The organism is Bradyrhizobium sp. SZCCHNRI1029, assembly GCF_032487555.1.
GTDB lineage: Bacteria > Pseudomonadota > Alphaproteobacteria > Rhizobiales > Xanthobacteraceae > Bradyrhizobium.
The window spans coordinates 27,579-40,407 of sequence record NZ_JAUEUK010000008.1 but is presented as its reverse complement, the minus strand read 5'-3'; the positions used below and the strand labels follow the sequence as shown (position 1 = coordinate 40,407).

The following is a 12,829-nucleotide window of genomic DNA, read 5'->3' as shown; positions in this document are numbered from 1 at the left end:
CGATCTTGTTTGTTGTTGGTCGCGGCAAGCCTACGCCGCTGACAGCAGTTCGCCAACCTCCTCCATGTCAGCGGTACGTTCGCCGAGCAGCAGTGTCGCGATGGCATCATCCATCCTATTTTCCGCGAGCCGGAACGGATCGGACGGCGTCAGCCGGTGCGCGACGATGAGCTTCGCCAGCAACAGCCTGCGCGCGTCGCCGCGCATCGCGTGGATGCGCCCGCTTTCCCAAGTCGTCGAGACGGCGCTTGCCACGTGATACAGCAGGCTGGTGGCGCGGCGCGCTTCGGACTCGTTGTCGGCGCGTCCCGCGACCTCGCGCGCAAAGCCCACGGCACGATCCACGAGTCGATGCAGCTGATCGCGCCAGGCCTGCGGCACGACGGCGCTGTCGTCGAGCCGCGCATGCAGGTCGGCTGCCAGCGCGGCCTCCGCACCGTGCCGGCCCACGGCGCGCTTCAGCGCATCGAGCGCGACGATGTTGCCGGTGCCTTCCCAGATCGAGCCGAGATGGGCGTCGCGCAGCAGCCGCGCGGTCACGAACTCCTCGACATAGCCGATCCCGCCGCGCACCTCCAACGCATCGCCGCAGACCTTGCGCGCGTCGCGCGTGGCGCGGAATTTCAATGTCGGCGTCAGAATGCGCAGCAGCGCCGCGGCATCCTGGCTGCCGGCCTCGGCACGGTCGAGCGCGTCGGCGGTGAGGAAGCTCAGCGACAGCGCCTGCTCGGTCGCGAGCAGGATCTTCAGCAGTTGCCGCCGGCCGAGCGGCAGGTCGACGATGCGTTTTCCGAACACCACGCGGTTGCGCGCGACCGTAATTGCGTCGTGCCAGGCCCGCCGCATCAGCGCCGTCGACTTGACGCCGTTGGAGAGACGCGACGAGTTGACCATCTCGGCCATCTGCACGAAGCCGCGATCGAGCCTCCCGACCGCATAGGCGACGGCGCCCTCCAGCTTGATCTCGCCCGAGGCCATCGAGCGCGTTCCGAGCTTGTCCTTCAGGCGCACGATCCGATAGTGGTTCTGGCTGCCGTCATCGAGGAAGCGCGGCATCAGGAACAGGCCGACGCCGCGCGTTCCCGCTTCGGCACCTTGCGGCCGCGCCAACAGCATCACGACTTTCGCATCGGCATTGGAGCAGAACCATTTCTCGCCATGCAGGCGCCAATGGTCGCCCTCCGGGACGGCGACCGTCGTCAACGTGCCGACATCGGAGCCGCCCTCCTTCTCGGTCATGAACTGGCCGCCCTGGGTCAGCTTTCTCATGTCGGTCTGCGTCAGGCCATCGAGGTACTTGGCCTTGAGCCCGTCGCTGCCGAAGCTCGCCAGCAGCTTGGCGCATCCGTCGGTGACGTTGATCGGACAGCCCAGCCCGAACTCCGCCTGGTTGAACAGGAAGGTGAAGGCGTGCTTGGCCGTGACCGGATACTTGGTCGGCCAGCCGAGAATGCCCTTCCGGATCGACATCGCGTGAATGCCGAACTCGCCAAAGGCGGCGCGCTCGAGCTCGCGATAGGCCGGATGGTACTCGACCCACTGCACGTCGCGGCCGAAGCGGTCGCGCTGGTGCAGCACAGGGCCATGGCGGTCAGCCAAGCGGGCGCATTCGTCGAGATAGGAGCCGGCGAGCTCGCCGAGACGGTCGAGATGCGGCACGAGGTGCCGAAACAGCGCTTCGGGCAGATGGATGCGCAGGAGATCGGCGAGCGCGGGGTCGGCGCGATAGAAGTTCAGCCCGGTGGTATCGGGCGCCAGCAGCTCCGGCCTTGCGCCGCCGGTCATCACGTCATCGCGCCTCAGGAACTGATGCATGATCGTTAAGCCCTCGTTCGTTTCCGCAAGTCTCTGATGGACTCTTCGACAGGTTGCGCCTGATCGGATACACAACAGGCAGCGGCGTGCGCCGAACCGGGAGCAGATCCATGACCAATCAGCCGACGGAGGTTTATCGCATCTTCGGGGCGGAGATGTCGCCCTATTCGGTCAAGGTGCGATCGTATCTGCGTTACAAGGGCATCCCGCATCACTGGATATTGCGCAATGCGGAAAGCGAGGCGGAGTTCGCGCGGCACGCCAAGCTGCCGATCATTCCGCTGGTGGTCGCCCCCGACGAGGTGCCGATGCAGGACTCGACGCCGATCATCGACGCACTGGAGCTCGACTTTCCGCAACCCACGATTCATCCCGGCGACGCGCTGACGAGCTTCATCTCGGCCTTGATCGAGGAGTTCGGGGACGAGTGGGGCAACAAGTGGATGTTCCATTATCGCTGGGCGCGCGATCTCGACCAGCGCGCCTCGGCCGGACGCATCGCCCGCATCCGCACCCCCAGGGCGGACGAGGCCGAGTTGGGCGAGCTGGCCGAGAAGATCCGCGCGCGCATGGTCGAGCGGCTGTGGTATGTCGGCTCCAACGAGATCAACGCGCCGCAGATCGAGCAGGGCTTTGCCGAAATGCTCGACCTGCTCGAACGGCATCTCTCGGTCAGGCCATATCTGTTCGGCCACCGTCCGGCCTACGGCGATTTCGGACTGTGGGGCCAGCTCTACGAGCTGTGGACCGATCCGACGGCCGGCGCCCTGATCGAAGGCCGCGCGCCGCATGTGCTGGCCTGGATCCACCGCATGCTATGGCCGCGCGCCGAAGGTGAGTTCGAGCTGTGGCCGGAACTATCACTGACCTTGATGCCGATCCTGACCCGCCAGGTCGGCGCGCTGTTCATGCCATGGACGCTCGCCAACGAGCAGGCGCTGGCCGAGAACCGCAGCGTCTTCCGCGTCCAGTTCGGCGACTTCACATGGATGCAGAAGCCGCAGAAATATCACGCGCGCTCGCTGGCGATGCTCCGCGGCAAATACGCTTTCCTGCACGATCGCAGCCGGCTCGATGTCGTGCTGGAGGAGATCGGCTGCCTCGCTGGATTGCAGCCGCGTCCCACCTGAGGACGCGCGGCAAAAATGTGGGGACGAGCCGTAGGAAGTCGGCCGCCGGTGCACTAGCTTGATGTCTGCGGACGCTTTGGCCCAAGGACATGCCCATGGACATCCCTGCCTACAAGATCGCCCTCATCGTCGGTGCCGGCGAGGGGCTCTCGGCCTCGCTGGCGAGGCTGTTCGCGCGCGAGAAGATCCGCGTGGCGCTTGCCGCCCGCAAGATCGAGAAGCTCGGCGCGCTCTGCAACGAAACCGGCGCCCGCGCCTACCCCTGCGATGCGACCAATCCGGAGGAGGTCGAGCGGCTGTTCGGCATCGTCGAGCGCGAGATCGGCGCGCCTGATCTCGTGGTCTACAATGCCAGCGCGCGGGCGCGCGGAGCGCTCACCGATCTCGTGCCGGCCGACGTGCAGCAGTCGATTGCCGTCAGCGCCTTCGGCGGCTTCCTGGTGGCGCAGCAGGCGGCACAGCGCATGCTGCCGAACAAGCACGGCGCCATCCTGTTCACCGGCGCCTCCGCCAGCGTGAAGGGCTACGCCCAGTCGGCGCCGTTCGCGATGGGCAAGTTCGCGCTGCGCGGCCTCGCCCAGAGCATGGCGCGCGAACTGTCGCCGCAGGGCATCCACGTCGCGCATTTCGTCATCGACGGCGCGATCAAGAGCGCAGAGCGTCAGGAAGCCGCGGAGCGCCCGAATTCGATGCTCGATCCGGATGCCATCGCCGCAAGTTATTGGAGCGTGCTGCAGCAGCCACGGAGTGCCTGGAGCTGGGAGATGGAGCTGCGGCCGTGGGTGGAGACGTTTTGAGAAGTTGATGTTCCGTATGACGTGGGCAAAGACGCACCACGATCACCGTCATTGCGAGCGAAGCGAAGAATCCAGGGCGGAGCAAGGACTCTGGATTGCTTCGCTTGCGCTCGCAATGACGCGGATCGGTGGTCGCCTCATAGCAACTGTGATCGCCCGGCTCGACCGGGCGATCCAGTACACGCAACTGACAGCTGGTGACACGGTGAGGCCGCGGCGTACGGGATGCCCCGCCTTCGCAGGCATGACGTCATTTGATCTCGGACGTGGCGACTTGCGGCGCGCGACCGACCACGCGCAAATCTGGCCCCACTGAATGAGTCACCACTCCGCTTAGACCCTTCTCGAACCGCACCAGGGTCCAATCGTCCGCATGCGGCTTGATCGTGAAACCGGCCTTGCGGGCCAATGCAATCATTACGTCGTTGGTACGCAGCGCATCGCCCGAGAGGGTCACGCCACCCAACGCGAGCGCGCGTCCTTCCAGATTCGCGATGAGCGCCGGGCCGATGCCGTGGCCTTGCCAGCGGTCATGGACCGACAGGCCAAACTCGACACGACCGACGCCGCGATCGAATGCGTAGCGCGCCTCGGCCACGATGGCTTCGACACCTTCATGGTCCATCGTCGCGATCAGGCTGTAGCGGTCGTTGCGGCCGAGCGCGACGAAATCCTCGAGCACCGCCTTTGGCAGCTCGTTGAGTGCGCCGAGGAAACGCTTGTGGCGCGAGCGTTGGCTCAAGGACCGGACATAGCTCTGCAGCGCCTCGGCGTCGTCAGATGTGACGAAGCGCAGGCGCACCTCCTCGCCACGCCGCGTGTGAATGATGTTGGAGCCGGCAGCGAGATCGGCAATGGCGGGCGTCGGCATGCGCGGCTCCAACCGGGAAGCTTGCCGGCGCCCTCCTTTGCGGAGCGGCACCGGCGCGGCGGGATGAGTAAGGGGGATCAACCCCGCCAGAACGGCTTGTCGATCTCGGCGGCGATATCGCTGCGGGACAGACCGAGGTCGTGCAGGTCGCGCTCCGACCATTGCGCCAGCTCGTGCCGCGTGCGGTAGCGGAAGCGCCAGGCGGCGAGCAGCTCCACGACGCCGGACCAGAACCCCGGGCCATGATGTTTCGTCATTGACGAGGAGACGTAGATGGACATGAAGGCCTCCTGAAAATTCCTTGAGGCTGCAATATCGAGCGCTTGCGCTTCATCCACAAACGACATTTACTACCGTTTCGGATGAAATAACGTCATGAACCGGGGAGGCCGTGAATGGCCCGACTGCCGTCGCTGAATGGATTGCGGGCGTTCGAGGCTGCGGCGCGGCATCTGAGCTTCACCCGCGCGGCCTCCGAGCTGAACGTGACGCAGACCGCAATCAGCCATCAGATCAAGCGCTTGGAGGACGAGCTCGGGCTGCGCCTCTTCGTCCGCCAGAACCGTAGCCTGGCGCTGACGCCGCAGGCCCGCGACTATCTCCCGCTGGTGCGCGCCGCGTTCGACGATCTCCGGCTGGCAACGGAACGGCTGGTCCGCAAGGACAACGCCAAGGTGCTGACGGTTTCCACCATCGCCTCGCTGGCCGCCAAATGGCTGCTGCCGCGGCTGACGGCCTTTCAGGAGGCCCATCCCGGCATCGACGTGCGGATCACGACGTCGACCGGCCTGGTCGATTTTCGCAAGGACGACGTCGACGCCGCGATCCGCTATGGCCGTGGCCATTGGCCGGGCGTGCGGGCGGAGTGGCTGATGGCCGACGAGCTGTTTCCGGTGTGCAGCCCGGCGCTGCTGCAGGGCGACAAGCCACTACGCTGTCCGGAGGACCTCGCACATCACACGCTGCTGCAGGTCAGCGGCGGCTATGACGACGACTGGCGGCTATGGCTGACCGCGGCGGGTCTGCCGGTGGAGATGTCGAGGCAGGGTCGGCTGAGCTTCGACCTGTCGCTGATGACCGTTCAGGCCGCGATCGACGGGCTCGGCGTCGCGATCGGGCGTACGGCCTACGTCCAGGACGACATCGCCAAGGGCCGGCTGGTGGTGCCGTTCAAGATGACGCTGCCGAGCGATGCCGGGTTCTATCTGGTGACGCCGGAGGGCCGGATCGATCCGCCGAAGCTGAAGGCGTTCCGGCAATGGCTGAAGGGTGCAATGCAGCAGAAGTCGGCCGCCGGCAATTCTGTTCAGGCCTAGGGCGCCTTGAGCGCAAAGCTATTGGCCGCCAGGGCTTGGCGTGGCAGATTGTCGCACCTTTCCCCTCGGCCGGCGTAGAAATCCTCCGCACGAGCCTCTCGACGGTAGGAGTTTCCCCGCGTGTCCTCAACGTCAATCCCGCAGCCGGCTACGATCCATTCGCGCATCGGCGCGATCCTGCGCGCCACCAGCGGCAATTTCCTCGAGCAGTTCGACTTCTTCCTGTTCGGCTTCTACGCCCCGATCATCGCCAAGGCGTTCTTCCCATCGGAGAACGAGACTGCATCTCTGCTCAATGCCTATGGCGTGTTCTGGCTCGGCGCCCTGATGCGACCGGTCGGCGCCATCGTGCTCGGCGCCTATGTCGACAAGATCGGCCGGCGCCAGGGCCTGATCGTGACGCTCGGCATCATGGCGATCGGCACGATCGTCATCGCATTCTGCCCGACCTATGCGACGATCGGCATCGCGGCCCCGATCATCGTGCTGCTCGGGCGGCTGTTGCAGGGCTTCTCGGCCGGTGTCGAGCTCGGCGGCGTGTCGGTCTATCTGTCCGAGATCTCCACGCCCGGCAATCGCGGCCTCTACACCTCGTTCCAGTCGTCCAGCCAGCAGGTCGCGATCTTCGTCGCGTCGGTCATCGGCTACGTGCTCAACCAGGCCATGCCGGCGGACATGGTGGCCGCCTGGGGCTGGCGCATTCCCTTCTTCATCGGCTGCCTGATCATTCCGCTGATCTTTTTCCTGCGCCGCACGCTGGAGGAGACGCCGGCCTTCCTCGCGATGAAGAAGCACCCGACCGCGCGCGAAGTATTCGCCTCGGCGCTGGAGAACTGGCGCATCGTGATCCTCGGCATGATGATCGCGGTGCTGACCACGACGATGTTCTACTTCATCACCGTCTACGGTCCCGGTTTCGGCAAGGAACTGAAGCTGTCGGCGGCGGATTCACTGCTCGTCACTTTGCTGGTCGCCGTGACCAACTTCTTATGGAATCCGGTCGGCGGCGCGGTGTCGGATCGGATCGGACGCAAGCCGGTGCTGGTGACCATCGCGGCTCTGGCGTTGCTGACCGCCTATCCCGCCTTGCACTGGCTCGCGGCGGCGCCGAGCTTCGGCAAGCTGCTCGCGGTCGAAATGCTGTTCTCCTTCTATTTCGGCGTCTATAGCGGCACCATGCTGGGCTGCCTGGTCGAGATCGTGCCTGCGCATGTCCGCACCACCTGCTTCTCGATCGCCTTTGCGCTGGCGGCTGGGCTGTTCGGCACCGCGACGCCGGCGGTATCGACCTGGCTCATCAACAAGACCGGCGACAAGGCCTCGCCCGGCTACTGGCTGATGTGCGCCGCCGTGCTCGGTATCATCGCAGCGATGACCGTCTATCGCGGCGGCCGCCAGGCCGTCGCGGCGCGCGAGCCGATCATTGCGTGATCGCTGCGAGGGGCAGCGCCTTCCTTGGCGCGCGCTTTCGGCGCATGATGGTGGGGAATGAACAGCAGCCGGCAGCGGCGGGTGTCGACGCTGCCGAAGGATGACCGCCATGCAGCACCTCATCGCTGTCGCCGAGAAGGTCGCGGCGCGGCTGATCGCCAAAAAGCAGACCATTGCCGTTGCGGAATCCTCCGCCGGCGGCCTGATCGCGGCGGCGCTGCTCGCGGTGCCCGGCGCATCCGCCTATTTCCTCGGCGGCGCCGTGGTCTATACGCGCGACGCCCGCCGCGTGCTGATGGACATTCCGGACGAGGCGATGAAGGGCATCCGCTCGGCGTCGGAGCCTTATGCGGAGCTGCTGGCGCGGCAGATCAGGACGCGCTTTGCGACTGATTGGGGAGTGTCGGAGACCGGTGCCGCGGGTCCTGCCGGCAATCGCTATGGCGACGCGGCGGGACATGCGTGCTTCGCTGTTGCGGGGCCCGCGACCGCAGTCGTCACTCTGGAGAGCGGCCACAGCGACCGTTTTGCCAACATGCAGCTGTTCGCGAAGAGCGCGCTGGAGCTGTTACTCAAGAAACTCGACGAATAAACCGCTGTCGTCCCGGGCAAGCCCGATGACGCGCAGCGTCGGCGGGCGCCGACCCGGGACCCAAACTCCGCAGCAGAAATGGGGCGCGACGCGAGACGTCACGAGCATCTCGCGCCACGACTGCTCCCTGTGGTTATGGATCCCCGCGTTCGCGGGGATGACAGCGAGATTGGAGCGCTGCCCGCGGTCTCCGCAGGGACGGCAGCCGGGCCCCTCACTTCTCCCGGAACGCACGCATCAGCTGGTCGTGCAGCGGCTTCATCAGGTAGGAAATGACAGTGCGGTCGCCGGTCTGCACGAATGCCTCGACCGGCATGCCCGGAATCAGCTTGACGTCGCCGAGCCTCGCGATCTCCTCGGGCGGCATCGAGACGCGGATGGTGTAATAGCTCTGGCCGGTGCGCTGGTCGGTGGTGACGTCGGGCGAGACGCGGCTGACGACGCCGTTCAGCTCCGGCGTGGTGCGCTGGTTGAAGGCGGACAGCCGCAGCAACGTCTTCTGGCCAACCTGCAGCTTGTCGATGTCCTGCGGATTGACCTTGGCCTCGACCTGGAGATCGTCGCTCTGCGGCACGATCAGCATGATGGTGTCGCCGGCGGTGATGACGCCGCCGACGGTATGGACGCTCGACTGCAGCACCATGCCGTCCTGCGGCGCGCGGATGTCGACGCGGCGAAGCTGGTCCTCGGCGGTGACCTTGCGCTCGACGAACTCGCCGATCTTGTCGGTGGTCTCGCGCAGATCCTTGGACACCTCGCTGACCATGTCCTTGTCGACCTGGATGATCTGCAGCTCGGTCTCGCTGATCTTGCCCTTGGCCTGGGCACGCGCGGCGATGAATTGCGCGCGCTCGCCGTTGAGGCGGGCGGCGTCGCGCTCCAAGGTGGTCAGGCGCGACAGCTGCACCAGATGCTGCTCATAGAGCTGGCGCACGCCGTCGAGCTCCTTCTGGACCAGCGCGATCTCCTGGTCCTTGGCGCTGACCTGCGCCGCGAGTCCCTCGATCTCCTCGTTCAGTTGGGTGACACGCTCGCGCAATTGCGCTTTCTGGCCGATCCGGCCGTTGACACGGACCTCGAACAGCTTGGTCTCGCTCGCCGTCAGGCTCTTGACCTCGGGATCGCTGATGCGCTGCAGTAACTGCGGCGGAAACAGGATCTTGGCCCAGCCGCGCTGCTCGGCCTCCAGCCGGGCGGCGCGCGCCTGCAGCGCATCGAGGTTCTTGGTGACGATGGCGAGACTTGCCTTGGTCACGGTGTCGTCGAGCCGCACCACGATGTCGCCGGACTTGACGACGTCGCCGTCGCGCGCCCGAAGCTCGCCGACCACGCCGCCGGTCGGATGCTGCACCTTCTTGACGTTGGATTCGACCACGATCTGGCCGGGCGCGATCAACGCGCCGGAAATCTGCTGCGTCGCGGCCCAGCCGCCAAGCCCGCCGGCGACCGCAACGACGACGCCCATGCCGATCAGCAGGTGGCGGCGGATCGACTCGCGCACGCTCTCCGTCTTGCGGCCGCCAGGAAGTGGACCGGCAACGACCTGACTGCTCATGGCTTTGCCACTCCGGCTTCCGAGACGATCTTGATCGGCGACGGCGCACGCGGCTGCAGCACCTGCGCCAGCACCGTCTCCTTCGGACCGAACGCCTGGGCACGGCCGTCCTTCATGACCAGCACCTGGTCGACCGCCTCGATGCCGATCGGCCGGTGCGCGACGACGACCACGATCGCGCCGCGCGCCCGCGCTGAGCGCACCGCGCGTGACAGCGCCTCGTCGCCTTCGGTATCGAGATTGGAGTTGGGCTCGTCGAGCACGATCAGGAACGGATTGCCATAGAGCGCGCGCGCCAGCGCCACGCGCTGCGCCTGGCCTGCCGACAGCGCGGCACCCTGCTCGCCGATCTCTGTGTCATAGCCGTCGCGCATCTTGATGATCATGTCGTGCACGCCGGCTTCCTTGGCGGCGGCGATGATGCCGTCGGCGGAGGCCTGCGGATCGAAACGGCAGATGTTCTGCGCGACGGAGCCTGCGAACAATTCGACATCCTGCGGCAGATAGCCGATGTGACGGCCGAGCTCGTCCGTCGACCATTGGTCGAGCGCCGCACCATCGAGCCGGACATGGCCGCGCACCGGACGCCAGACACCGACCAGCGCCCGCACCAGCGACGACTTGCCCGACGCGCTCGGACCGATGATGCCGAGGCCATTGCCGGCCGACAACGCGAAGCTCACGTCCTGCACGATCGCCTTCTGGTCCCCCGGCGCGACGATCGAGATGGCCTCGACCGAGAGCTTGCCGACCGGCGGCTGCAGCAGGGTCGGCGCCGGTCGCTGCGGCATCGTCTGCAACAGATGGCTGAGACGGCGCCAGCTCTGGCGCGCGGCAACGAAGCTCTTCCAATGTGCGATCGCGAGATCGACGGGCGCCAGCGCCCGCGCGCTCAGGATCGAGCCGGCGATGATGATGCCCGCGGTCGCCTCCTGATGGATCACGAGATAGGCGCCGACCGCGAGCACCGCGGACTGCAGCATCATGCGCAGCACCTTGGCGATGGCGCCGAGGCCGCCGGCGACGTCGCTGGCGCGCTGGTTGCCGGCGAGATATTTTTCGTTGGTCTCGCTCCAGCGCGACAGCATGCGCCCGGTCATGCCCATCGCGACCAGGACCTCGGCGTTGCGGCGACTTGAGGTGGCGAGATCGTTGCGGCGGGCGGCGAGCCCCATCGCCTCCTTGGCCGGCGTGCGGGTGAGGAATTCGGTGATCAGCGTCAGGGCGACGAGGATGATGGCGCCGGCCAGCGCGGTAACGCCGAGCATCACGTGAAAAGCGAAGCAGATCGCCAGATACAGCGGCAGCCACGGCAGATCGAAGAACGCGCCCGGCCCCTGGCTGCCGAGAAAGCTCCTGATGTTATCGAGGTCGCGCAGCGGCTGCAGGCCCTCGTTGCGGCCGCCGGCGGACAGCGGCAGCCGCACCACGGTGTCGAACACCCGCGCGTTCAGGCTCTCGTCCAGCGCGGTGCCGATCCGCCCGAGAATGCGGCTACGGATCATGTCGAGCGCGCCCTGGGCGGCGTAAAGCCCCGCGGCGATGATGATCAGGCCGATCAGCGTCGGCACGGACCGGCTCGGCAGCACCCGATCGTAGACCTCGAGCATGAAGATCGAGCCGGTGAGATACAGCAGGTTGATGATGCAGCTCATCACCCCGACGCCGATGAAGGCGCTACGGCAACCGCGCAAGGCATCGCTGAGCTCGGATTGCCTCACGTGAGGTGCAGCCGCCATCACCACCATCTCTTCAATTGATCAAATGAGCTACGTGGCCGCCGACCAAAAGCACAAACTGGCGGCAAACAAGGCGAAATATACTGATTCCCGCGGTGAGCGTCCAACGATGCTCACTTTAGCGTAAATTAGCTATGTGCTGGGGTATGTCGCGTGGCGCGGTGCAAACGTTCAGCCACGCCGGATCGCAAGTCCTAGAGCCGCCCGCCGGTCCGCACCAGCCGCACCACCAGCAGGAGAATGATGGCGCCGAGCGCGGAATAGACGATTTCCGACACGAGGCCGGTGCCGATCCGGACGCCAAGCCGCGGGAAGATCAGGCTTGCGACCAAGGCGCCGAGCACGCCGATCACGATGTCGCCGACCAGCCCGAAGCCGGTGCCGCGGACGATCTTGCCGGCCAGCCAGCCTGCAACCAGGCCAACGAACAGAATGACCAGGATACCTTCGTTCGATACGTGCATGGCGTGTCCTCATCCAGCGCGGACGATCGGTCCCACGCGTGGCAGCACCTTAGCGAGGCCGTTGCGACGCTTCGACACGCGATGGACGGTTTCGGCCGGTGAGGAGCGCGTTTCGGGCGAACCGTTACGTTGCCGCCACACTTGCCGGCGCCTCGGCCAGGACGCAGCGCGCCAGCCGCTGTGGTCCGAGCGCAATGTTCGGCGGCATCGCCTCCGAGCAGCGCGGCTGCGCCAGGCCGCAGCGCGGTGCGAACGAGCAGCTCCGCGGCGCCCGGTCGAGCGAGGGTGGCGTGCCCGGAATGGTCTGCAGCCGCTCGCCGCGCCTGGCACCATGGATCGTCGAAGCCAGCAGGCCGCGCGCATAGGGGTGCACGGGTTGGCGCACGATTTCGCGCAAGCTGCCCTGCTCCACGATCTCTCCGGCATACATCACGGCGAGGCGGTCGCAGATCTCGATCGCGACGCCGATGTCGTGGGTGACGAAGATGACGGACATGCCGAACTCGCGCTGCAGTTCGCGCAACAGCAGCAGGATCTGGATCTGGACGGTGGCGTCGAGTGCGGTGGTCGGCTCGTCGGCCAGCAGCACTTTCGGCCGGCACGCCAGCGCCAGCGCGATCATCGCGCGCTGGCGCATGCCGCCGGACATCTCGTGCGGATAGGACTCCAGGCGACGCTTCGCCGAGGGAATCCTGACGACGTCGAGCATCTCCAGCGCCCGCGCCTGCGCTTCCGCAAAACTCCTGCCCTCGTGCCGCATGACGGTCTCGGCGATCTGCCGGCCGATGGTGTAGACCGGATCGAGCGCAAGCCCCGGCTCCTGGAAGATCATCGACACGGAGCGGCCGCGAAACTGCGACAGCTCGTCGTCGTTCATCGCCAGCACGTCGCGGCCCAGCACCTTGACACTGCCGGAGATCTGCGTCCGCTTGTTCGGCAACAGCCGCATCAGCGCCCGCATGGTCACGCTCTTGCCCGAGCCGGACTCGCCGAGCAGGCCGAGCACCTCGCCATCGCCGAGCGACAGGCTGACATCGTTCACCGCATGCACGGTGCGCTCGCCGGTGAAGCGGATGGTGAGATTGTCGATCTCGACGAGGTTGGTCATGGGGAGGCTAT

12 protein-coding genes are annotated in these 12,829 nt (G+C 66.3%); 5 read left to right on the top strand and 7 right to left on the bottom strand.

Annotated features, from left to right (window positions below; all coding sequences use genetic code 11):
- Positions 1-30: 30 nt before the first annotated feature.
- On the bottom strand, positions 31-1,815 hold the full coding sequence (locus QW861_RS22345; protein WP_316193495.1) for an acyl-CoA dehydrogenase family protein: 1,785 nt from the start codon (positions 1,813-1,815) through the stop codon (positions 31-33).
- A 110-nt stretch (positions 1,816-1,925) separates the two neighbouring features.
- On the opposite strand from QW861_RS22345, the gene QW861_RS22340 reads away from it, so the two are divergent.
- Entirely contained in the window at positions 1,926-2,945 is a 1,020-nt protein-coding gene (locus QW861_RS22340) for a glutathione S-transferase family protein (RefSeq protein ID WP_316172698.1), read from the top strand.
- Positions 2,946-3,040: 95 nt separating this feature from the next.
- The gene (locus tag QW861_RS22335) at positions 3,041-3,742 is read left to right on the top strand and encodes an SDR family NAD(P)-dependent oxidoreductase (RefSeq protein ID WP_315713724.1); all 702 of its coding nucleotides are present in this window, start codon (positions 3,041-3,043) and stop codon (positions 3,740-3,742) included.
- Positions 3,743-3,992: 250 nt separating this feature from the next.
- Here the strand turns inward: QW861_RS22335 and QW861_RS22330 are convergent, their stop codons facing one another.
- Together QW861_RS22330 and QW861_RS22325 are read right to left on the bottom strand one after the other, a co-directional pair.
- Entirely contained in the window at positions 3,993-4,613 is a 621-nt protein-coding gene (locus tag QW861_RS22330) for a GNAT family N-acetyltransferase (RefSeq protein ID WP_316172699.1), read from the bottom strand.
- 77 nt (positions 4,614-4,690) lie between these two features.
- Entirely contained in the window at positions 4,691-4,894 is a 204-nt protein-coding gene (locus QW861_RS22325) for a DUF1127 domain-containing protein (protein WP_315713722.1), read from the bottom strand.
- A 114-nt stretch (positions 4,895-5,008) separates the two neighbouring features.
- Here QW861_RS22325 and QW861_RS22320 point away from each other — a divergent pair, with 114 nt between their 5' ends.
- From QW861_RS22320 to QW861_RS22310, 3 genes are all read left to right on the top strand, one after another.
- Positions 5,009-5,929, top strand: coding sequence for a transcriptional regulator GcvA (locus QW861_RS22320; RefSeq protein ID WP_316193494.1), 921 nt, complete (start codon positions 5,009-5,011; stop codon positions 5,927-5,929).
- Between the two features lie 120 nt (positions 5,930-6,049).
- Complete coding sequence (locus QW861_RS22315) at positions 6,050-7,360, top strand: MFS transporter (RefSeq protein WP_315713720.1); 1,311 nt, start codon at positions 6,050-6,052, stop codon at positions 7,358-7,360.
- Between the two features lie 109 nt (positions 7,361-7,469).
- Complete coding sequence (locus QW861_RS22310; protein ID WP_315713719.1) at positions 7,470-7,952, top strand: CinA family protein; 483 nt, start codon at positions 7,470-7,472, stop codon at positions 7,950-7,952.
- 214 nt (positions 7,953-8,166) lie between these two features.
- Here the strand turns inward: QW861_RS22310 and QW861_RS22305 are convergent, their stop codons facing one another.
- From QW861_RS22305 to QW861_RS22290, 4 genes are all read right to left on the bottom strand, one after another.
- Positions 8,167-9,507 (bottom strand): HlyD family type I secretion periplasmic adaptor subunit, encoded by a 1,341-nt coding sequence (locus QW861_RS22305; RefSeq protein ID WP_315825922.1) that lies wholly within the window; start codon positions 9,505-9,507, stop codon positions 8,167-8,169.
- Positions 9,504-11,246, bottom strand: coding sequence for a type I secretion system permease/ATPase (locus tag QW861_RS22300; RefSeq protein ID WP_316172701.1), 1,743 nt, complete (start codon positions 11,244-11,246; stop codon positions 9,504-9,506). The genes QW861_RS22305 and QW861_RS22300 overlap by 4 nt, the downstream gene beginning before the upstream one ends.
- Positions 11,247-11,440: 194 nt before the next feature.
- Positions 11,441-11,710, bottom strand: coding sequence for a GlsB/YeaQ/YmgE family stress response membrane protein (locus tag QW861_RS22295; RefSeq protein WP_315713716.1), 270 nt, complete (start codon positions 11,708-11,710; stop codon positions 11,441-11,443).
- Positions 11,711-11,834: 124 nt separating this feature from the next.
- The gene (locus QW861_RS22290; protein WP_316172702.1) at positions 11,835-12,818 is read right to left on the bottom strand and encodes an ABC transporter ATP-binding protein; all 984 of its coding nucleotides are present in this window, start codon (positions 12,816-12,818) and stop codon (positions 11,835-11,837) included.
- Between the last annotated feature and the right edge of the window lie 11 nt (positions 12,819-12,829).

What these genes read in the sequence shown, in the direction of transcription:
- QW861_RS22345 (WP_316193495.1), bottom strand. Translation starts at nt 1,815, where the DNA reads ATGCATCAGTTCCTGAGGCGCGATGACGTGATGACCGGCGGCGCAAGG.
- QW861_RS22340 (WP_316172698.1), top strand. Translation starts at nt 1,926, where the DNA reads ATGACCAATCAGCCGACGGAGGTTTATCGCATCTTCGGGGCGGAGATG.
- QW861_RS22335 (WP_315713724.1), top strand. Translation starts at nt 3,041, where the DNA reads ATGGACATCCCTGCCTACAAGATCGCCCTCATCGTCGGTGCCGGCGAG.
- QW861_RS22330 (WP_316172699.1), bottom strand. Translation starts at nt 4,613, where the DNA reads ATGCCGACGCCCGCCATTGCCGATCTCGCTGCCGGCTCCAACATCATT.
- QW861_RS22325 (WP_315713722.1), bottom strand. Translation starts at nt 4,894, where the DNA reads ATGTCCATCTACGTCTCCTCGTCAATGACGAAACATCATGGCCCGGGG.
- QW861_RS22320 (WP_316193494.1), top strand. Translation starts at nt 5,009, where the DNA reads ATGGCCCGACTGCCGTCGCTGAATGGATTGCGGGCGTTCGAGGCTGCG.
- QW861_RS22310 (WP_315713719.1), top strand. Translation starts at nt 7,470, where the DNA reads ATGCAGCACCTCATCGCTGTCGCCGAGAAGGTCGCGGCGCGGCTGATC.
- QW861_RS22305 (WP_315825922.1), bottom strand. Translation starts at nt 9,507, where the DNA reads ATGAGCAGTCAGGTCGTTGCCGGTCCACTTCCTGGCGGCCGCAAGACG.
- QW861_RS22300 (WP_316172701.1), bottom strand. Translation starts at nt 11,246, where the DNA reads ATGGCGGCTGCACCTCACGTGAGGCAATCCGAGCTCAGCGATGCCTTG.
- QW861_RS22295 (WP_315713716.1), bottom strand. Translation starts at nt 11,710, where the DNA reads ATGCACGTATCGAACGAAGGTATCCTGGTCATTCTGTTCGTTGGCCTG.
- QW861_RS22290 (WP_316172702.1), bottom strand. Translation starts at nt 12,818, where the DNA reads ATGACCAACCTCGTCGAGATCGACAATCTCACCATCCGCTTCACCGGC.